The 21,095-nt window shown below is 68.3% G+C and carries 15 protein-coding genes and 1 pseudogene; 9 read left to right on the top strand and 7 right to left on the bottom strand.

Annotated features, from left to right (window positions below; all coding sequences use genetic code 11):
* Window positions 1-188: 188 nt before the first annotated feature.
* Together ACZ7MG_RS08450 and ACZ7MG_RS08445 are read left to right on the top strand one after the other, a co-directional pair.
* Window positions 189-6,953: an RHS repeat-associated core domain-containing protein gene (locus ACZ7MG_RS08450; RefSeq protein WP_471385591.1), complete on the top strand. Its 6,765-nt coding sequence runs from the start codon at window positions 189-191 to the stop codon at window positions 6,951-6,953.
* 9 nt (window positions 6,954-6,962) lie between these two features.
* Entirely contained in the window at window positions 6,963-7,904 is a 942-nt protein-coding gene (locus tag ACZ7MG_RS08445; protein ID WP_471385593.1) for a hypothetical protein, read from the top strand.
* Window positions 7,905-8,053: 149 nt separating this feature from the next.
* On the opposite strand, the gene ACZ7MG_RS08440 is transcribed toward ACZ7MG_RS08445, so the two are convergent.
* A complete protein-coding gene (locus tag ACZ7MG_RS08440; protein ID WP_471385594.1) occupies window positions 8,054-8,227 on the bottom strand; it encodes a hypothetical protein in 174 nt (57 codons plus the stop codon).
* A 67-nt stretch (window positions 8,228-8,294) separates the two neighbouring features.
* Between ACZ7MG_RS08440 and ACZ7MG_RS08435 the strand changes: the two are divergent.
* A pseudogene (locus ACZ7MG_RS08435) lies at window positions 8,295-8,912 on the top strand (transposase); the annotation flags it as partial.
* A gap of 195 nt (window positions 8,913-9,107) precedes the next feature.
* Here ACZ7MG_RS08435 and ACZ7MG_RS08430 read toward each other — a convergent pair.
* Both ACZ7MG_RS08430 and ACZ7MG_RS08425 read right to left on the bottom strand, forming a co-directional pair.
* Window positions 9,108-9,911, bottom strand: a complete 804-nt coding sequence (locus ACZ7MG_RS08430; RefSeq protein WP_471385596.1) for a hypothetical protein — start codon at window positions 9,909-9,911, stop codon at window positions 9,108-9,110.
* 365 nt (window positions 9,912-10,276) lie between these two features.
* Window positions 10,277-11,653 carry an FG-GAP and VCBS repeat-containing protein gene (locus ACZ7MG_RS08425; RefSeq protein WP_471385598.1) on the bottom strand — a complete coding sequence of 459 codons (1,377 nt, stop codon included), beginning with the start codon at window positions 11,651-11,653 and terminating at the stop codon, window positions 10,277-10,279.
* Between the two features lie 337 nt (window positions 11,654-11,990).
* Between ACZ7MG_RS08425 and ACZ7MG_RS08420 the strand changes: the two genes are divergently transcribed.
* From ACZ7MG_RS08420 to ACZ7MG_RS08395, 6 genes are all read left to right on the top strand, one after another.
* Window positions 11,991-12,755, top strand: coding sequence for a DsbA family protein (locus tag ACZ7MG_RS08420; protein ID WP_471385600.1), 765 nt, complete (start codon window positions 11,991-11,993; stop codon window positions 12,753-12,755).
* A 33-nt stretch (window positions 12,756-12,788) separates the two neighbouring features.
* Complete coding sequence (locus tag ACZ7MG_RS08415) at window positions 12,789-13,181, top strand: hypothetical protein (RefSeq protein ID WP_471385602.1); 393 nt, start codon at window positions 12,789-12,791, stop codon at window positions 13,179-13,181.
* Window positions 13,181-15,715, top strand: a complete 2,535-nt coding sequence (locus tag ACZ7MG_RS08410; protein WP_471385604.1) for a DUF4132 domain-containing protein — start codon at window positions 13,181-13,183, stop codon at window positions 15,713-15,715. Before ACZ7MG_RS08415 ends, ACZ7MG_RS08410 begins: the two co-directional genes overlap by 1 nt.
* Before the next feature lie 173 nt (window positions 15,716-15,888).
* Window positions 15,889-16,395: a TM2 domain-containing protein gene (locus tag ACZ7MG_RS08405; RefSeq protein WP_471385606.1), complete on the top strand. Its 507-nt coding sequence runs from the start codon at window positions 15,889-15,891 to the stop codon at window positions 16,393-16,395.
* Window positions 16,388-16,786, top strand: a complete 399-nt coding sequence (locus tag ACZ7MG_RS08400; protein ID WP_471385608.1) for a DUF2752 domain-containing protein — start codon at window positions 16,388-16,390, stop codon at window positions 16,784-16,786. The genes ACZ7MG_RS08405 and ACZ7MG_RS08400 overlap by 8 nt, the downstream gene beginning before the upstream one ends.
* Window positions 16,787-17,113: 327 nt before the next feature.
* The gene (locus ACZ7MG_RS08395) at window positions 17,114-17,377 is read left to right on the top strand and encodes a TM2 domain-containing protein (RefSeq protein ID WP_005481016.1); all 264 of its coding nucleotides are present in this window, start codon (window positions 17,114-17,116) and stop codon (window positions 17,375-17,377) included.
* A 183-nt stretch (window positions 17,378-17,560) separates the two neighbouring features.
* Here the strand turns inward: ACZ7MG_RS08395 and ACZ7MG_RS08390 are convergent, their stop codons facing one another.
* From ACZ7MG_RS08390 to sdhC, 4 genes are read right to left on the bottom strand one after another with little or no spacing between them, the layout of a single operon-like run.
* Entirely contained in the window at window positions 17,561-18,322 is a 762-nt protein-coding gene (locus ACZ7MG_RS08390; protein ID WP_013001271.1) for a succinate dehydrogenase iron-sulfur subunit, read from the bottom strand.
* Window positions 18,322-20,076, bottom strand: a complete 1,755-nt coding sequence (gene sdhA / locus ACZ7MG_RS08385) for a succinate dehydrogenase flavoprotein subunit (RefSeq protein ID WP_471385611.1) — start codon at window positions 20,074-20,076, stop codon at window positions 18,322-18,324. Before sdhA ends, ACZ7MG_RS08390 begins: the two co-directional genes overlap by 1 nt.
* A 23-nt stretch (window positions 20,077-20,099) precedes the next feature.
* The gene (locus ACZ7MG_RS08380) at window positions 20,100-20,591 is read right to left on the bottom strand and encodes a succinate dehydrogenase hydrophobic membrane anchor subunit (protein ID WP_471385613.1); all 492 of its coding nucleotides are present in this window, start codon (window positions 20,589-20,591) and stop codon (window positions 20,100-20,102) included.
* Window positions 20,592-20,596: 5 nt separating this feature from the next.
* Window positions 20,597-20,977, bottom strand: a complete 381-nt coding sequence (sdhC, locus tag ACZ7MG_RS08375; RefSeq protein WP_086761171.1) for a succinate dehydrogenase, cytochrome b556 subunit — start codon at window positions 20,975-20,977, stop codon at window positions 20,597-20,599.
* Between the last annotated feature and the right edge of the window lie 118 nt (window positions 20,978-21,095).

Raw genomic sequence — 21,095 nt, 5'->3', positions numbered from 1 at the left:
ACCTCAGGTAAACGAAGAATGGAACTTCACCTACCGTTACGATCCGTTACGTACCGTGTCGATCATCACATCCGCACAGGTGATCTAGCGGAACTCCACAAGACCGACACAGAATCTCCCGTATCTGATACGCCATCACGCGTGGTCCGTTCCTGGTCCCGCCTCGAATGGTCCGGGGGGACCTCGCCGTGTTCGGTCGCTTCTCGCCTGTCCGCACTCGTCGGCTGCGCCGTGTCCGCGCGGCCGTCGTACCCGCCGTCGGAGCGGCCCTGCTCGTAGGCCTGCTGCCCGCGCAGTCGTTCGCGCTGCCGCCCGACCCGGCGACCGCGGAGAAGGGCCGCGAGACACTCACCCTGGAGACGCTCGACCAGGACGAGACGGTCGCGGGAGAGGTCTCCGAGCCCGACTTGGAAACGCTGAAGGTCGATGTCCCGCCGGACCTGCAGCAGGCCCCGACGAACACGGTCACGGTGCCGGCCGCCGCCACGAGATCGGTCGACTTCGGCTCCGCCGCGAGCAGCACGACACCCGCGTCGGCACGCGCGGCCACGACCGCCCCGCAGATCGCCCTGACCCCCGTCGAAGGGCTCCCGATCAGCCTCGGCCAGGCTCCGGACCAGACGGCCCCCACCGGCACCTGGCAGGTCCAGGTCTACGACCGCGCGGCCGCCGTGTCCCAGGGTGTCGACGGCACGGTGATGAAGGTCCAGGCTCCCGCGACCGGCTCCGTGCCGGTCTCGGTCAAGCTCGACTACGCGAAGTTCAAGAACCTGTACGGCGCCGACTGGGCCTCCCGTCTGCGCTTCGTCCAGTTCCCCGAGTGCTACCTGACCACGCCCGACGACGAGGCCTGCCAGGAGTACGAGGAGCTGGAGACCACCAACGACTTCCAGGGCCAGTCGATCACCGCCACGGTCGACACGGCTGCGGACGGAACCGTCACCCCGGCCTCGGCCGAGAAGCTCGCGAACGACGGACCGTCGATCGCCCAGGCGGCCTACCGCACTTCGGGCGTGGGGGTCACGCCGGTCGCCGCGACCGGCGACTCGGCCGTCGTCGGGGCGGTCGACTCCGGCGGCGGTGCCGGCGGCACCTTCAAGGCCACGCCACTCGCCTCCAGCGGCAAGTGGTCGGCGGGTGGCTCGTCCGGCGCGTTCACCTGGTCGTACCCGCTGACGGTTCCGGCGGCTCCCGCCGGCCCGGCCCCGAACATCGAGTTCACCTACAACTCCCAGACCGTGGACGGCCGTACGGCCGTCGCTTCCCCCCAGTCCTCCTGGATCGGCGAGGGTTGGGACTACGACGCCGGTCACATCGAGCGCCGCTACCGCGCCTGCCAGGACGACCGCAAGAAGATGAAGTCCGGCACCGCCAACAACACGGCCAAGAAGGACAAGACATCCGACCTGTGCTGGGTTTCGTACAACGCGGTGATGTCCCTGGGCGGTAAGACGACAGAGCTGGTCCGGGACGCGGCCTCCGGCAGCAAACCCGAGACCGACACCGAGATCTACCGCTCCGAGAGCGACGACGGCACCCGGATCGAACACCGCGTCGGCGGCACCAACGGTGACAACAACGGCGAGTACTGGATCGTCACGACCACGGACGGCACGAAGTACTACTACGGCCTCAACCAGGTCGGCGGCGGTCACGCCGACACCGACTCCGTCTCCACCGTCCCCGTCTTCGGCAACCACCCGGGCGAACCCTGCCACGCCACCGCCTTCGCCGACTCCCGCTGCGGCGCGGGAAAGAAGCAGGCCTGGCGCTGGGGCCTGGACAAGGTCGTCGACGTGCACGGCAACACGCTGGTCGTCACCTGGAAGCAGGAGATCAACCACTACGCCGTGAAGAAGAAGTTCAAGTCCCCCGAGCAGTACGACCGTTACGCCTACCCGAAGACCATCGAGTACGGCATGCACGCGGACCTGACCAAGCCGTCCGCGACCGTCGAGTTCGGTGTGGCGCAGAGGTGCCTGAAGTCGGCCACGGCCTGCGACGCGGCGAACTTCGCCAAGACCTCCGACCCCGGCGCCTACCGCCCCTGGTGGGACACCCCCGGCAACCTCAACTGCAAGTCGACGTCGAAACTGTGCCCGGCCTTCCCATCCTTCTGGACGCAACTGCGCCTCGACTCGGTGACGACGAAGGCGGCCCGCGCCGGCCAGACCGGCCTGGGCAAGGTGGACACCTACGAACTCCACCAGTCCTTCCCCGAGGACTGGTACTACACCTCCCCCGGCCTCTGGCTGAACTCGATCACCCGGCGCGGCTTCGCCCCCGGCGACACCACCGGCACCCTCCAACACAAGGACGGCGTCAGCTTCGGCGAGTACACGGTCGGCTCCTCGTCTCCCCTGAAAGCTCGCCTGAAGGACCGGCAGCTTCCCAACCTGGTGTCGAGCGGGCCGAAGGATCAGCGCCCGCCCTTCACCCGTCCCCGCATCGGCACGGTCGCCACCGAGCACGGCGCTGACATCGAGGTCGAGTACAAGGGCGGCTGCGCGAGCGAGCCGTCGGAGGACAAGGGCAAGAACAACGGCACGTGTTACCCGGTGCGCTGGTCGCCCGACGGTGACGAGAAGAAGCCCGCGAAATCCTGGTTCAACAAGTACGTCGTCGACTCCGTGACCGAGAACGACAAGGTCACCCCGCGGGGCAAGCTCATCCACACGACGTACGACTACGCGGGCCCCGCCTGGGCCAAGTCCGAGGACGAGTTCACCCGTCCGTCCCTGCGCACCCACAACGTCTGGCGCGGCTACCGCCAGGTGGCGGTGACCAAGGGCAGCAAGACAGCCTCTTCGGCGGCGGCGCCGCAGGCACAGTCGTACTCCGAGACGCGCTACTTCCAGGGTGTCGGCGGTGAAGTCAAGGACTCCACGGGCAAGTACACGCTCGTCACCGACGACGAGCCGCAGTACGCGGGCATGACGGCGGAGAGCCTCACCTATCTCAACTCGGACAAGGGGACGCCTCAGAAGCGCATCCTCAACTACCCCTGGTCCAAGCAGACCGCTTCCCGGTCCCGTGAGGCCGAGGACGGCACGGACATGGATCCGCTCCTGGCCCACCGCAGTGGGGTGGAGCGCACGGACGAGATCCAGAAGGTCGACGACAGCTGGCAGGCCGTCCGTACCCGGACGACGGTCGACGACACGTACGGCATCCCGGTCCAGGTCGAGACGGCCGTGGTCAAGCCCGACGGCTCCGGCGAGGCCCTCTCCGACCAGATCTGCACGAGGACGTCGTACGTGCACAACACGTCAGCGTGGATCATCGGCCTGCCCAAGCAGCAGCGCACCACGGGCACCACCTGTGCGGCCCACGACATCGCCGACCCGGCCACGAAGCTGATCAAGGCGACCCGCACCACCTACGACAACCAGTCGTACGGCGACGCCCCGACGAAGGGGCTGGTCACGGCTTCCGCCGGCGTGGACGGTACCGGGACTTCGTACTCGGTGGTCACGAAGACGACGTACGACCCGCTGGGCCGGGTCCGGACCGTCGCCAAGCCGGGGGCCGGTACGACGGAGATGCAGTACACGCCCGGAGACGCGGGCGGCCCCGTCACCTCCGTGAAGGCGATCAACGCCAAGGGCCACGCCGTCACCACGACCTTCGACCCGGGCCGCAGCCTGGCGCTGACGGTCACCGACGCCAACGGCCGGGTCATCCGGAACGAGTACGACGCCCTCGGACGCTTTCTGAAGGGTTGGTCGCCGACCCGCTCCTCGGGAAGCAAGTCGCCGAACGTGGAGATCTCCTACCAGCCGGCCATTGCCACGTCCGACAAGGCCCGGCCCGCCGCCGTCACCACCAAGACGCTGAAGGACGACGGCACGTACAGCAGTCAGGTGACGATCTTCGACGGCCTGATGCGGCAGGTCCAGACCCAGTCGGAGGCGCATGGTCCCGGCCGCGTCATCACGGACACCACATACAACGATCACGGCCTGACGGACGAGCAGACCAGCGCGTACCTGGCCAAGGGTGAGCCGGCCGCCGAACTCTTCGCCCCCAAGTCGAAGTCACTCGTCCCGAGCCGGGTCAAGTTCCGGTACGACGGCCTGGAACGGCCGGTGAGCGAGTCGACGTACCACGACGAGAAGATGGTGCATGCGGCCAGGACGGAGTACGGCGACACCAGCACGTACGTGGACCCGGTCGGCTCCACGTCGCCGCGGGCCCGGACCTTCACGGACGCGCTCGGCCGGGTCACCTCGATCACCCACTACTCGGCCGACAGCACGACGACCGCCGGACGCACGACCACCTACGGGTACGACGCGCGTGGCCTGCGCACCAGCGTCACCGACCCCGCCGGCAACGAGTGGACGTACACGTACGACGCCCGGGGCCGGGTGACCTCCACCACCGACCCGGACGTGGGCAAGACGGACACCTGGTACGACGAGGCGGACCGCCCGTACAAGGTCACGGACGCGGAGCAGCGGACGACGTACACGGAGTACGACGAGCTGGGCCGGGTCGAGTTCGTCCGTGAGGGTTCCGAGAACAGCACGCCGGTCAAGTCCTTCACGTACGACTCACTGTCGGGCGCCCTAGGCCAGCCGGTCGCCTCGACCAGGCACACGGTGAACGGCGACTACATCAGCCGTGTCACCGGCTACGACACCGAGTACCGCCCGACGGGGACCGAGACGGTGATCCCGGCCAACACCATGACGGCGGGGCTCGCCGGCACGTACGCGTACAAGTACACGTACACGCAGACCGGAAAGCCGCAGACGGTCACGCTGCCGTCGGTGGGCGGTCTGGCCCAGGAGAAGGTCGTCACCCGCTACAACAGCGACGGTCTGACCGAGTCGACGTCGGGTCTGGCCTGGTACACGTCCGACGTCACGTACTCACCGTACGGCGAACCGCTCCGCACGGTGTCCGGCTCCCAGCCCAACCGAGTCTGGACCACCAACTTCGTCGACCCCTACACCGGCCGTCTCCAGCGCACGGTCGCCGACCGGGAGACCGCCGGCCCGCACCGCATCTCGGACAGCTCCTACGCGTACGACAAGTCGGGGGTCATCACCTCGAACGCCCGTCAGTTGTCGGACGCTTCGGGTTCCGTGTGGGACACCCAGTGCTTCACGTACGACGTGATGGGTGAGCTGGTCAACGCCTGGACGTCGAACATCGCGCCCGCCGGCGACGGCACGGGCTGCAAGTCGGCGAACGGCACGACGTGGGGCCCGCGGAAGGACTACGCGGCCTCGTCGGGCCCGGTGGCCGACGCTCCGGACACGGCGACGGACACCTCGGCCCCGGACACCTCGCTGAAGTCGACGCTCGCGGCCACGGCCCCGGCGGCGAACACGGTCGCCTCCGGCGCCACCGCCTACCACCAGTCCTTCACCTTCGACTGGCTGGGCAACCGCGCGACCCTGACGGAGGCCGACCCGGCGGACGCGACCAAGAACCTCACCTTCACGTACGGCTACAACCCCACCGAGCAGCCGCACACGATGACGTCGATCACCTCCAGCCCGGCGGGGCAGGGGAGCACGTACACGTATGACGCGGTGGGCAACACGACGGTCCGCGACCTGGCCGCCGGGCCCCAGGACCTGAAGTGGACCTCGGAGAACAAGCCCGAATCGATCACGGTCGGCGGCAAGAAGACGACATACGTCCACGACGCCACCGGCAACCGCCTCCTGGAGAACTCCCCCTCCGGTTCGACCCTGTACCTGGGCGAGACAGAGGTGACAACGGGCAGCGCCGGCGCGGTGACCCGCGCCTCCCGCTCCTATGCCCAGCCCGGCGCCCCGTCGGTGACCCGCACCACGACGAGCGGCGCGACGACGGGCCACCAGCTCTCGGCCCTCCTCGCGGACCACCTGGGCACGGCGAACACGGCCGTCGCCCTGGCGAGCGGCCAGGCGGTCACCCGCCGCGCCGCCAAGCCCTACGGCGAACTCCGCGGCCCGAAGCCGGCGTCATGGCCCAACAAACGCGGCTACATCGGCGTAGGCATCGAGGACACCACCACCGGCCTCACCCACATCGGCGCCCGCGAGTACGACCAGAACTCGGGCCGCTTCATCTCGGCGGACCCCATCATCGACATCGCGGACCCGCTGCAGATGAACGGGTATGCGTACTCCAACAACAGCCCGGTCTCGAACTCCGATCCCACGGGTCTGTGCATGAGCTGTGGCGAGGGATATCCGATCGGAGGAACAGGGGGCACTAAGGACAACCCCAAACGCTTTGTGGGCGCGTCTCAGGGTGCTTCTCAGGGAGGGGATGGGACCCGGGCAAGCGGAGTCGGTGGAGCGGCCACGGCGGGCAGAGAGGGGCGCGACCCTGCCGCTATGCGCGAGGACACCATCCGCCACAACGCGGCTGTGAAGGCCGTTGCGGCCTACCTGCGGGCTCTGTATTGGATGAACCCAAATGTTCAGGTGTTCACCGAGTATCAAATCAAGGGAGCGGGAAAGGGAAAGGCTACTGACGGCCGAGCAGATGTCGTCGTGTACTGGGACGACTATGTGTTCATTTGGGAAGTCAAGTCCGCGAAAACGGCGGAGAAGGATGCACCGGCTGAGCTTGATCGTTACATAAGGGTGCTTCAGAAAGAGGAGCGAAAAAATGGAAGGATCGTCCGGCGTGGTCACGATCTGCCCCAGATCGCGACCATGGATCCATTGAATCCGAGGAAGCAATTGGTCGCCCAATCGACACGGTCTCGCGTGAAGTCGCCGTTTACGGGAGAGCAGTACAACGGGGTCATAGGCTGGTGGACGCGCAATCAGTCAAACAGAGCTCCAAGAGGACATGAACCGGCGACCGTTCATGCGCCTGTCAGCATTCAAGTCTGGCAGCCCACGCCGGAAGAGCAGAGAGACATCGCATTGGCAGCCGTAGCCGCAGGCGCCGCTTACGTGATCGGCAAGATGGTGACCAGTCCGTTCGGGCTTGAGTAGGGTGGACCAGTGGACATCCTTGACTCCCTCAACGCCAACCTCTCCCACGGATTGGTGATCGAGCTCACGGTCTTTGGGGCCGACCAGGAACTGCTGGCCGACGCTGCGTTCCAGTGGCTCACGGAAGGGGCTGGCGAGCTCGCAGGGAGGGACATATTGAGGGCGACGGGCCGGTACCGGGTCGCAGTAGAAGGGACTGCACGGTTTCCGGCCATGAGCCCGCGCGGCGGATCCAATCGTTGGGGGTGCGTTGCCGTGGCGCCGCAAGGCACGTTCGAGGTCCGCTACAACCCCTACACCCCGGAAGTGCTGCCGTGGCTGAGGCGAGCGGTTGACGATCGGGCCGAGTCGATATCTGTGACGAGTGGGGTTTTCACGCAGGGCGGTGAAATTGGCAACCCCGACGTCTCCGTCGCGGCAGTCTTTGATGAGGAGCTTCCCGAGTATGTGAAGTTGCTTGTACACTTGGACGAGCGCGAACTACTCGACCCTGTGAGCGCGCCTGTTGCGCAGGACGGTCTTCTGCGGTGTGTCCAGTGGGCCTGCGACCGGTTCGAAGTTGTCTTCGGGCATGTTTCCTACCGGCACGCCTGCGGGGAAACAGAGCTGGAGCGCTTCCTCAAGGGGTACGACGGTGATCCGACGGTCAACACGCCTAAATGGCGCTTGCGCCTGCGCGGCTACTCCTGGCTCATGGTCGTCCCCGCCGAGATCGTCAGCGTCCTGGGGGGCGTTGACGCCTTGCGTGCCTCTGGCGCTTTTCACTCGGTTGCTATCCTACCCAATGAGGCTCTGCTGCTCCAAGCTACTCCCCAATTCCGGGGATATCGTGGAGAATTCGTGGAAAATGTCCATCGCGCAGTGAAGGATGTTCTAATCAGCGGCGAGTTTCGAAAACCGGCTGCTTTGCCCGGTGTGCCGCCGGCCCACATGGTGGTGCTGCCTGAATGAGCCCGGATCCACCGCGTGAATGCTGACCATCGTCTTCGCCGTTGTCGAGAATCTTTCGGGATTTGGGCAGTGTGGGGTGCCGGGTGGCCGTCCGGTGCAGGGTCTCCGAGGGTCTTCCTGATTGTGGGTGGGCAGTCGCATCACCTGGTTCAGGTGAGCATGCGCTGGCCGGTTGCGGTCCACAGGTCGGTGTCGGCGAAGACCTGCTCGACCTGGGCTTGTTCGCGGTGCATCGGCTTGGCCTGGGTGAGGACGAACAGGCTGTCGGTGAAGACGACGTAGTGGCGCCAGATGCCGAAGAGCTCGGCTTGCCCCTGGAGCACGCTCGCCGGGTTCAGGCGTCTGACCCGGCGCACGATGAGGCTGGCTGTGGTGTGGAACGCCTTCTTCCAGCGTGCGCTGGTCGGCCTGGTGTACCTGCGCCGACACGACACCCTCGCCCAGCTCGCGGCCGGCTTCAGCATTTCCGTCGGCACCGCCCACGCCTACATGACAGCCGTCGTCGGCCTGCTCGCCGACCGCGCCCCCGGACTGCTGCGCGCCCTGCGCGAGGCTGACCCGGAGTACGTCCTGCTCGACGGCACTCTGGCGGAATGCGACCGGGTCGGCGACAGCCGGGACGACTTCTCCCACAAGCAACGCCGTCACGGGGTGAACGTGCAGGTCGTGACCGACCCGGCCAGTCGGCTGCTGTGGATCTCGCCCGCCCTGCCCGGTCGCGCGCACGACCTCACCGCGGCCCGCGCCCACCGCATCATCCCGATCCTCGCTGACCGCGCCTATATGGGAGCCGGTCCATGGGTGACCGCAGCCCTCCGACGCCCGCCAGGCCGTGACCTCACACCCACCCAACAGACCGTCAACCGTGCGCTGTCCGTAGCCCTGGCACCGGTCGAGCGCGGCATCGCACGACTGAAGTCCTGGCGCGTCTTCCGCAGATCCCGGTGCAGCCCGAACCGAATGACGTCAATCGCCGCCGCCGTCCTCACCCTGGAGCGGCAACGCTGAAAGGCTCAGTGTCTGGGACAGCAGTCCATGTCTGCCGCGTGAGAGGCCGGGGCCAGCTCGACGCCGAGCGGGCGGACCGGCGGCGGTGGTAAGGAGGTGGGCGGAGTGACGCTTCCCGGGCGTTTAGGTGAGGGGGCCACCCGTTCACGGAGAACGGGTGGCCCCCTCGGGAGCAGCACGGTGCGGCCCTCTCGGTCAGGCCTTGCAGCTGCCCACCCGTCGGCTGCTCACCGCGATGTCGTCCATCCGCATGTCGAACGCGGCCGGGGCCGGGTTCGCCTGGTACAGCTGCCAGCCCAGCTTCAGTTTGTCGAAGGTGGGGAAGACGAAGTCGTCGGTCGTGCCGCCGTGGTTCTTCGTGGAGACGGTCAGGTCGGGCTGGGGCACGCCGTCCAGGTAGACCGTGACGCGGTTGTCCGTGGCGTCCAGGTGGAATTCCGCGCACTGCCACTTACCCGCGACCGCCGGAGCCGAGGTCTTCCAGTTGGTCCAGTCGCCCGTGGGCCCCAGGTCCGAGCCGACACCCCAGAAGTTGCCCTTGTCGGTGGGGGCGTACTGGCCGCCGAGGGGGCGGACCAGGGTGGGGGAGTCGGGACCGGAGGCCTCCGCGAGGGTCCAGTGGGCCCAGTCGGGGGCGGTCGGGAACTCGGTCACCTGTAGTCGCATACGGGCCCAGAAACTGTTGCCGCGCGGGGCGAGGTCGGACAGGACCATGAAGGCGCGGCCGTTGCCCTCGGTGTGGACGCGGAGTTCGCGGCCGTGGCCGGTGGAGCTGGGCGCGACGGACAGGGTGCCGTTGGCCGTGTCGGTGGTCCAGCCCCGGCCCTCGGTCACCGGGCCGAGGGGGAGGCGGTCGAAGTTCTCCCGGACGAGCGTGCTGCCGTACGCGTGGCCGGACGTGTCGAGTGGGGCGGGTGACGCCGAGGCAGTGGGGGGTGTCGCGATCAGGATCGCGGCCGCGGCCGACAGTGCGGCCGCGGCTTTCCTCAGGTAGGTCATGGGGGCAGTGTGTGATCTACCGCCCGATCCGTCACGGAGGTTGGACGCAATCCAGCCAAGCGGCGATGCAGCGCCGCGACCCGAGGGGCGGGGTCTCGGCGCCGGGCTACGCCAGGCCCCCGGGTCCCGTTGAAGTTCGCGACGATCTCCAACTCCCCGCCCAGCGCCTCCACGTAAGCCGCGACCGTCCCCGCCTCGGCGGACCCGGTCCTGCCGCGTTCGATGGCGGACACCCGTTCCTGGCGCACATGCCGGCAGCTACTCAGGTCGTCGGCCAGGCATGGATCACCCGATGCAGTGGCCCCTCCCTGGCGGGCCCGCCCCCGTTCGTTCCCAGAGCGAGGTCCTTCAGCACGGAGAGGATGTCAATGCGGGAAACTCGGGTTCAGGCTCAGCTCTGTCACGCTGTCGCTCGTGATCCCGGACGCGCCCGCCCGGAAGTACAGGCTCGTCGTGCCGTTCACGCTCCCGGCGAGGAGGTCCTTGTCGCCGTCGCCGTCGAGGTCGCGCAGGCGGGTGGCGGATCCGAACATCTCGTACTCCTTGGGGTTGTCCGGCACTCCCGCCGTCGCCCGGCTGAACCACTGGGAGCCCGTGCCGGACAGACCCTTCTTGCCGCCGCGCAATATGTGGAGGCCACCCGCGTCCTTCACGGAGCCGACCTTCTCCCCGGGGACGCCGACCGCGAGGTCCGGGTACCCGTCGCGGTTCGTGTCGCCGGCAGAGAGTTCGTACCCGAAGCCGTCGCCCTTCGTCGCGGCCGTGGCGACGCCTGAAGTGGCCTGGGTGAGCTGGTACTTGGTGGTCGGGCCGCTCTTGCCGCCGCGCACGACGACCACCGAGCCCGCGCCCTTGTCGTACGACGTGTCGCCGACCGCCAGGTCGCCGTAGCCGTCCTTGTCGAAGTCCGCGATGACGCCGGTCGGGTCGTAATCCGGCTCCGTGTTGTTGATCGCGACCAGCTTGCTGCTCCACTTGACCGTCTTGCCGCCGCGCAGCAACCAGGCGTCCTGGGTCATCTTGTTCTTGCGGTATCCCTGGCCGAGGACGTACAGGTCGGTGGCCTTGTCCTTGGTGACCTTTCCGGCGACCAGCCCGGTGGGTTCGAGGGTGCGGGTGTGGTTCGAGCGGGTGTGCCTGGTGACCTTTCCTGTCTTGCCGGCCTTGGTGAAACCACCCCGGTAGACGTAGACGGTGTCGAGGCCGTCGGCGACCGCCAGGTCCGCCTTGCCGTCGCCGTCGAAGTCGCCGGTTTCGAGCTCGTTGCCGAAGCTGAGGTGGGACTTCGCCTTGAGCGGGAGCCTGGTCGCCTTGGTCCCGAGACCGGACTTGGCGCCCCACATGATGGTGACCGCGCCCGCACTGGCCTTCCCGCTCACCTTCTCGCTGCGGTCGGCGACCGCCAGATCGGCGTAGCCGTCACGGTCGAGGTCGGCGGCGGCGAGGTCCTCACCGAACCCGTCGGCGTAGCCGCCCGCGTCACCGGACTTGCCCGGCACACCCGCGCTGTTCTGGGTGAACCTCTTGGTCTTGGTGCCGACACCGGTCGCCGTCCCGTACGTCACGGTGAACGAGCCCCAGTCGGTGGTCGCGTAGTCCCGGTACCCGTCGCCGTTGAAGTCGTCGGCGTACTTGGCGGGGGCGGCGCTCGCGGTGCCCGTCGAGAGGGTGAGCAGTCCGCCGGTCAGTGCCACGGCTGCGGCCGTCGCGAGAGCAAGGCGGGTGTTGCTGCGCGTGAACATGCGTCTCCTGCGGTGTGCGCGAGGGCTCGCCGGGCGGCGGCCCGCGCTGGCGTGGTTGCCGCGTCCGGGCAGCGGTGCACAGGTGCGGCCGTGCGAGGCCGGCCGGAAGTGCGCACGCTGCGTGCCGAACGGGCGTACGGAGAAGACCGGTTGGGAGCTGCCGGGGTTGTACGGCTCGGGCGAGATTTTTTCTCGGTGTGGGGTGGTCGCCGCGCCGCGTACAGTACGCGCACATGTCAAAGCCCTGGGGCTCTCGGGGCTGAAGGCGACGGGGGGCGACGGGGAGCGGCGCAGGTTGTGATCCGGCTCGTCGGCGCGTGGGGAGAGGCGTTCGTCGATGGTGGATGCGCGGAGAAGACGTACGGCGGCCGTGGTGGCCGTCGCGCTGGGGCTGCTGCTCGGCGGCTGCGGCCAGCGCGGCAATGTGGAGGAGCCGCTGGTCGCGTACGAAGGCCTTCGGGACCTGCCCGAGGCGCTCGACGCCGACGGTACGACGATCCGGGTCGGGGACCCGGAGGCACCGGTCACCGTTCACCTGTACGAGGACCCGCGCTGCCCCTACTGCGAGGAGTTCGAGCAGACCGGCGGCGGCCCGGCCGCGCGAGAACGGACGTTGCGGCGCACCGTGGTCACCGAGTACACCCTCGCTTCCTTCCTGGACGACAGAGTGGGCGGCAGCGGCTCGAAGAAGGCCGTCAACGCCCTGCGCGCCGCGCTGGAGGAGGGCAAGTTCGCCGAGTACCACGCCGTGCTCTACGACAACCAGCCCGAGGAGATCGTCGACGGCTTCACCGACGCGTATCTGCTCGAAATCGCCGCCGAGGTGGAGGGGCTGCGCGGCCCGGTGTTCGATTCCGCCGTCAAGACCATGAAGTATCGCGACTTCGTGAGCCGGTCCCAGAAAGCCTATGAGCGGGCGGGGTCCGACCCGCGCGGGCCCGGCACGCCCACCGCCGTCATCAACGGGAACCGGGTGCGCGAGATGTACTCCGGTGTTCTCTACGACCGGGCGGTGTTCGACGAACTGCTCGACTCCGTGGAGAAGGACCCGGAGTGGTGGGAGGAGTACCGGCTCGTGTCGGAGGACATGGGCACGAACTGACTGATGTCAGACCCACCCTCTACTGTCCCCTCTATGGCAACGGTGACGTTCGTCGATGAGACGACGGGTGGGGTGCGGGGCGGGAGTCGGTCGCTCGACTTCGCCGAGGAGCGGGTGTCGGTGGGGGAGTTGATTCGGCGGCGGGTGTTTCAGGAGGTCGCGGAGTTCAACGCGCGGGGGCACGGTGTCTTTCAGGGGCTCGTGCGGCACGCGGACGCCGAGCGCGTGCTCAACGGGTACGCGGTGCGCAGCCCCCGGCGGATCGATCCCGAGGTGCAGTCGGACCTCGCGCTGAAGGCGTTCGCCGGGAACGGGTTCCTCGTGCTCGTGGGGGACCGGCAGGTCACCGACGTCGACGAGGTGATCGAGCTGGCGCTCGGCACCGAGGTCACCTTTCTCAGGCTCGTCCCCCTGGTCGGTGGCTGATGGCCGCCGCGCACACGCCCCGCTCCCTCGTGCAGCGGGCGCGGAACCGGATCGAGGCCGGGGACATGGGGCGGCTCGCCGATGAGGTGATGAAGGCCGTGTTCGCCACCAAGGGGTACTGGGGTGGCGGGTGGACGCAGCTGGTGGATGAGCTGCGGGGGTTGTCCGATGTCCACCGGGTGGCGTTCGCGCACGCCTTCGTCGAGCGGTTCCGCGCCCTGGACGAGAGCTCCGACGCCCGGCCCAACGCCATCGGTCTGCTCGGCATGGTTGCCAGTGATCAGGCCGACGCCCTGCTCGCCGAGGAGCGGCGGGTCGAGCTGGAGCGGTTCGGCAGGCGGGTCAACTTCTGGCAGTCCGGCTCCTTCTACGTCCTCGCCGAGGCCGAGCTGACCGCCGGCCGCCCGCTGCCCGCCCCCGTCGTCGCCGTCTTCCGCCGCTCCGCCATGGACTCGTACTGCGATCCCGAACTGGTCGCCCTGACGAAGAAGTTCACCGAGCAGCTGCTCAATGTGGGTGAGGCGTGGGCCGAGAGCGCCATGGCCGCCGCGGCGGACGCCGACGCCGCCGACCGTGCCGACGGCACCCACTGGCACGCCCTCCTCGCCCACGCCCTCACCGCCACCACCTCCAAACCCACCCCCAAGTGGGACGACACCGCCCGTACGCTCATCGACACCCTCGTCCACTCCCTCGGCGCCGATCGCGTCCGCACCACCGTCCTGTCCTGGCTCGCCCTCGTCGGCCGCCCCCGGACGTTCCCGTTGGAGCGGCAGGAGCACGAGCCGGACGTCAACAACGTGTTCGACGCCTTCAACGCGACCGCCCTGCGCGGCCTCGCCTGGCTGGTCTCCCTCGTCCCACCGCACCCGGACATCACCCGCGCCCTCGGCGCCCTCGTCGAGACCTCGCTGCGGAAGGTCGCCGGGATCGGGCCCCGCAGCCCCAAGGTCGCCAACGCGGGAGTCGTCGCCCTCTCCCGAATCGCCGGTACCGGCGACGACGGCAGCGCCCTCGCCGAACTCGCCCGGCTCACCAACCGCGTCACCTACAAGGCCACCGCGAAGCTCCTCGACACCACGCTCACCGAGCGGGCGACCGCGCTCGGGCTGAGCCGGGAGGAGATCGAGGAGCTGGCCGTACCGGCGTACGGGCTCACCGGCGTCGGGTGCGCGGAGCACCGGCTCGGCGGGACCACCGCCGAGATCCGGGTGCACGGCAGCCGGGCCGTGCTCACCTGGCGCGACTCCGCCGGGAAGACCGTCAAGAGCGTGCCCGCGGCCGTCCGGCGGGACCATGCCGAGGAGTTGAAGGAGCTGAAGGCCGCCGTCAAGGACATCGACAAGATGCTCAGTGCGCAGAGCGAGCGGCTCGACCGGCAGTTCCTCGCGCGGCGCACCTGGACGTACGACGTCTGGCGGGAGCGGTATCTCGACCACCCCCTCGTCGGTACGCTCGCCCGCCGCCTCCTCTGGGTCGTCGACGGCACGACGGTCGGATTCGCCGACGGAGAGCCGCGCACCCTGACCGACGCCCCCGTCATCAGCGGCTCCGAGGTCGAGCTCTGGCACCCCATAGGCCACGACCCCGCCGAGGTCCTCGCCTGGCGGGACTGGCTGGAGCGGCACGGGATCACGCAGCCGTTCAAGCAGGCCCACCGCGAGGTGTATCTGCTCACCGACGCCGAGCGGGCCACCGGCACCTACTCCAACCGGTTCGCGGCCCACATCCTGCGCCAGCACCAGTTCAACTCCCTCGTCGCGCTCAGGGGGTGGCGCAACCGGCTGCGGATGGCCGTCGACGACGTGGCCCCGCCCGCGACCCGCGAACTGCCGCGCTGGGGGCTGCGGGCGGAGTACTGGATCGAGGGGGAGGGCCACGAGTACGGGGAGGACACCACCGACGCGGGCGCCTATCTGCGGCTGCGGACCGACCAGGTCCGCTTCTATCCGCTCGACGCCCCGGAGAACCAGGCCCCGTGCTGGGGCGGCGCCTACGCGATGTGGCTGCCCGACGGCCGCGATCCGGTCGACCCGGTCCCGCTCGCCGAGATACCCCCGCTCGTCCTCTCCGAAGTGCTGCGCGACGTCGACCTGTTCGTGGGCGTCGCCAGCGTGGGCAACGACCCGACCTGGCAGGACGGCGGACCCGGCGGGCGGTTCCACGAGTACTGGACGGCGTACGGCTTCGGTGAGCTGAACCAGAGCGCCGAGACCCGGCGGGCGCTGCTGGAGCGGCTCGTGCCACGGCTCGCGATCGCCGACCGGTGCACCCTGGAAGGGCGGTTCCTCCAGGTCAAGGGCGAGCTGCACACGTACCGCATCCATCTCGGCTCGGGCAACGTCCTGATGTCGCCGAACGACCACTACCTGTGCGTCGTCCCCAAGTCGGCCGCCGGCGACGGGAACCGAACGGCGCCCACCGGCTATCTCCCTTACGAGGGCGACCGTATGCTCGCTGTCATCCTCAGCAAGGCGATGCTGCTCGCCAAGGACACGGAGATCACGGACCCGACGATCCTCAGCCAGCTGTGAATCGACTGTGAGCACGGGAGTGTGACTCCGGCCACATGCGGGAGTCGGGCCGGGCCCGGTCGAAGTAACAACTTCTCTCCGGGCCCTTCCCTCCTGCAATATGACGGACAGCCCATAGTGCGTTCATTGCGTCATTCAGCCGCTCAAGCAAACAACACGCAGGAGTCAGTACCGTGACCGAGCAGCCTCAGCAGCCCGCTCAGCCCCCGCAGCCGCCGCAGCCCGGATACGGGTACCCCGGCGCCGCCCCCGGCCAGCCGGGCGCCAACCCGTACGGGGCTCCGCAGGCCGGCGATCCGTACGGGGCTCCGCAGGGCGGCTACCAGCAGCCGGGCGCGGGCCAGCCCGGCTACGGCTACCCCCAGCAGGGCGGCTACCCCCAGGGCGGCTACCAGGTGCCGCCCACGCCGGGCGGCGCGTACACCGGCGACCCCAACGCCCCGTACGGCTACGACCCCTACGGCCGCCCGTACTCCGACAAGTCGAAGATCGTCGCGGGCATCCTCTCGCTGTTCCTCGGTACCTTCGGCGTCGGCCGCTTCTACATCGGTCATGTCGGCCTCGGCATCGCGCAGCTCCTCACCTGCGGCGGCCTCGGTATCTGGTCGCTGGTCGACGGCATCATCCTGCTGACCGGCAGCAACACCACGGACTCCAACGGACGTGTCCTGCGTGGCTGAGCGCGGCCTCAGCACCCTCCGGCATCCGGCGGCGGCCCCCTTCGCGGTGGCCGCCGCCGGGCTGGCGGGCGCCGCGTACCTGTACGGCACCAACCCGCACGAGCCCGGCCATCTGCTGCCCCAGTGCCCGTTCCGCTATGTCACGGGGCTGCTCTGCCCCGCCTGCGGGGGCACCCGCATGGTGTACGACCTGATGCACGGCCAGTTCGCCGCCGCCTGGCACGACAACCGGGTGCTGCTGCTCGCCACGCCCTTCGCGCTCGCCCTGCTCGGCCGCTGGTCCGTCGAGGGACTGCGCGGCCGCCGCTGGCGCCCCGAACTGAAGCCCCGCACCCAGGCGTTGATCCTGGGCATCGCGGTGACGTGGATGATCGTCCGCAATCTTCACTGAGCGGTCACGGCCGAATCGGCTCCCCCTTCCCCTTTCCGACCCCTGTAAATCCCTTACGCCCGCTTTATGTTGCTCAGTTGTCGCAAGTTGGCTGGAATCGGATCACGGAATCGGAACGATCGCTCGAATCCCCTCCCATCCGCCCCTTGCGTCTCACTACGCTGCAACGGCTGCAGGGGGGATGACGGGGGATAACGTCGTGCTCGATCGTTGGCCGGTATTTGCCGTGCCCGATCGCTGCTGGCCATGTGCCGCGCCTTCTCTCCTGGGATCCCCCCGGAGCAATCCGCTTCGGTTATTCAGTCAGTACATCCAGGAGTTATTTCCATGACCGTCCCCACCCCTGACGCTCCCTTCGGCCACGACCCGCAGGGGCGCCCGTACTCCGACAAGTCGAAGATCGTCGCCGGCATTCTGCAGCTCTTCCTCGGCACGCTCGGCATCGGTCGCTTCTACGTCGGTTCCGTCGGCGTGGGTGTCGCCCAGCTCCTCACCTGCGGTGGTCTGGGCTTCTGGTCCCTGATCGACGGCATCCTGTTCCTCACGAGCAACGACCGCACCGACGCTCAGGGTCGTGTCCTGCGCGGCTGATCGCGCGGAGGATCGCCTCTCAGGTGAGAGGTGATCGACCGAAGGGCCTCGTCCACCGCGGAGCTTTCCCCAAAGCTCCGCGCGGGGACGGGGCCCTCGTGCGTGGGCCGGACGGACTCCGGAAAGCCGGAAGGCCCGCAGACGAGTCTGCGGGCCTTCCGACTTCGAAGAACAGGCGAGGGATCAGAAGCGGCGCGTGATGAGCGCCCGCTTCACCTCCTGGATCGCCTTGGTGACCTCGATACCGCGCGGGCAGGCGTCCGTGCAGTTGAACGTCGTACGGCAACGCCACACGCCGTCACGGTCGTTGAGGATCTCCAGCCGCTGCTCACCGGCCTCGTCGCGCGAGTCGAAGATGAAACGGTGGGCGTTGACGATCGCGGCCGGACCGAAGTACTGGCCGTCGTTCCAGAACACCGGGCACGAGGACGTGCACGCGGCGCAGAGGATGCACTTCGTGGTGTCGTCGAACCGCTCACGGTCCTCGGCGGTCTGGAAACGCTCCCGCGTCGGCTCGTTGGTGTCCTTCGTGATCAGGAAGGGCATCACGTCCCGGTACGCCTGGAAGAACGGCTCCATGTCCACGACCAGGTCCTTGAGGACCGTGAGGCCCTTGATGGGCTCGATCGTGATCGGCTTCTCGGGGTTGATGTCCTTGATCAGCGTCTTGCAGGCCAGCCGGTTCTTGCCGTTGATCCGCATGGCGTCCGACCCGCAGATGCCGTGGGCGCAGGAGCGGCGGAAGGTCAGGGTGCCGTCCTCGTCCCACTTGATCTTGTGCAGACCGTCGAGGACGCGCTCCTTGGGGTCGATCTCCAGGACGAAGTCCTGCCAGCTCGCCTCGGCCGCGACCTCGGGGTTGAAGCGGCGCACGCGGAACGTGACCGTGATGTACGGGGAGGCCGCGGACTCCGCCTCGACCTTGTCCAGAACAGGGGTAGCCATCAGTACTTACGCTCCATCGGCTGGTAGCGGGTCTGGACGACCGGCTTGTAGTCGAGACGAATAGAGTCCGTGCCGTCGTCGCCGACCTCGCGGTACGCCATGGTGTGGCGCATGAAGTTGACGTCGTCGCGGTTCGGGTAGTCCTCGCGGTAGTGACCGCCGCGGGACTCCTTGCGGGCGAGCGCCGACACGGCCATGACCTCGGCCAGGTCGAGCAGGTTGCCCAGCTCGACGGCCTCCAGCAGGTCGGTGTTGAACCGCTTGCCCTTGTCCTGGATCGCCACGTTCTTGTAGCGGGCGCGCAGCTCGGCGATCTTCTCGACGGCCGTCTTGATCGTCTGCTCGGTGCGGAACACCATGACGTTGGCGTCCATGGTCTCCTGCAGCTCGCGGCGCAGCTCCGCCACCCGCTCGTTGCCCGTGGAGTTGCGCAGCCGCTCGATCTGCTCGACGACCAGGGACTCCGGGTTCTCCGGCAGCTCGACGAAGTCGGCCTTCTGGGAGTAGTCGGCGGCGGCGATGCCGGCCCGCCGTCCGAAGACGTTGATGTCGAGCAGGGAGTTGGTGCCCAGGCGGTTGGCGCCGTGCACCGACACGCACGCGACCTCACCGGCGGCGTACAGGCCCGGGACGACGGTGGTGTTGTCGATGAGGACCTCACCCTCGACGTTCGTCGGGATGCCGCCCATGGCGTAGTGCGCGGTCGGCTGGATCGGGATCGGGTCCGTGTAGGGCTCGATACCGAGGTACGTCCGCGCGAACTCGGTGATGTCCGGGAGCTTCGCGTCCAGCTGCTCCGGCGGGAGGTGGGTGAGGTCGAGGTAGACGTGGTCGCCCTCGGGACCGCAGCCGCGGCCCTCACGGATCTCCGTGTAGATGGAGCGGGACACGACGTCACGGGACGCGAGGTCCTTCATGACCGGCGCGTACTTCTCCATGAAGCGCTCGCCGTCCTTGTTGCGGAGGATGCCGCCCTCACCGCGGGCGCCCTCCGTCAGCAGGATGCCCATGCGCCAGATGCCGGTCGGGTGGAACTGGAAGAACTCCATGTCCTCCAGCGGCAGTCCGCGACGGTAGACGGCGGCCTGGCCGTCACCGGTCAGCGTGTGCGCGTTGGACGTCACCTTGAAGAACTTGCCGCAGCCGCCGGACGCGTAGATCACGGCCTTCGCCTGGAAGATGTGGATCTCACCGGTGGCGAGTTCGTACGCCACGACACCGGCCGACTTCTTGACGCCGTCGACCTCGGTGATCAGCTGGTCCAGGACGTAGAACTCGTTGAAGAACTCCACGCCGTGCTTGACGCAGTTCTGGTACAGCGTCTGGAGGATCATGTGGCCGGTGCGGTCGGCCGCGTAGCAGGAGCGGCGGACCGGGGCCTCGCCGTGGTTCCGGCTGTGCCCGCCGAAGCGGCGCTGGTCGATCGTGCCGTTCGGGGTCCGGTTGAACGGCAGGCCCATCTTCTCCAGGTCGAGGACGGAGTCGATGGCCTCCTTCGCGAGGATCTCGGCGGCGTCCTGGTCGACCAGGTAGTCACCGCCCTTGACCGTGTCGAAGGTGTGCCACTCCCAGTTGTCCTCCTCCACGTTGGCGAGCGCGGCGGCCATACCGCCCTGCGCGGCGCCCGTGTGGGAGCGGGTGGGGTACAGCTTGGTCAGCACGGCGGTGCGGCTGCGCTGCGTGGACTCGATGGCCGCGCGCATACCGGCGCCGCCGGCGCCGACGATGACGGTGTCGTACTTGTGGATCTTCATGATCGGTTGCCTCAGCCCCGTGCCTAGCGGATGTTCGGGTCGAAGGTGAAGATCACCAGCGTGCCCAGCAGGATGGTGAACACCGTGGCGGTGTAGAGCAGGCCCTTGAGCCACAGCCGGGTGTTCGGGCGCTCCGCGTAGTCGTTGATGACCGTACGCAGGCCGTTCGCGCCGTGCAGCATCGCGAGCCACAGCATCAGCAGGTCCCAGGTCTGCCAGAACGGGGACGCCCAGCGGCCCGCGACGAACGCGAAGCCGATCTTGGAGACGCCGCCGTCGAGGACGAGCTGGATCAGCAGGTGGCCGATGACCAGGACGACCAGGACGATGCCGGACAGGCGCATGAAGAGCCACGCGACCATCTCGAAGTTGCCGCGGGTCGACCTCGGGGTCTTCTTGGTGCGCTGGCGCGGCGGCTCGATGAACGGGGCCGGGTTGTCGGGGCTGTAGCCCGACAGTTCCCCGGCGCCCTCGACGGGGCCGATGCCGGATGCGGTGGTTTCAGTGGCGGACATCTGTCTCAGCTCCCGAAGACTTCACGAGCGGCGTGGCCGAGGACGGGGTACAGGGCCCCGACCATCAGGACCAGCCAGATGCCGACGACGGACCAGAGCATCGTCTTCTGGTGACGGGGGCCGTTCGACCAGAAGTCGACGGCGATGACCCGAAGACCGTTGAGCGCGTGGAAGAGGATGGCGGCGACGAGGCCGTACTCCAGCAGCGCGACGATCGGCGTCTTGTACGTGGCCACGACCTTGTCGTAGGCGTCGGGGGAGACACGGACGAGAGCGGTGTCCAGCACGTGTACGAACAGGAAGAAGAAGATGAGGACGCCGGTGACTCGATGAGCCACCCAGGACCACATTCCTTCCCGGCCGCGGTACAGCGTTCCAGCCGGCACGGAAGAACCCTCCGGGAGCGGGGATTGGGGCCGGCCGGCTTGCTTGTCGGTCTGACCCGGCCGGGTACGGTCCACCGGCCCCGGCCATGGTAGCGATGCCGTTGCACTTGGCTTAAGC

Source organism: Streptomyces sp. NPDC107538 (assembly GCF_055657445.1).
The sequence above is the reverse complement of the archived record's forward strand: the minus strand, read 5'-3'. Positions and strand labels throughout refer to the sequence as shown.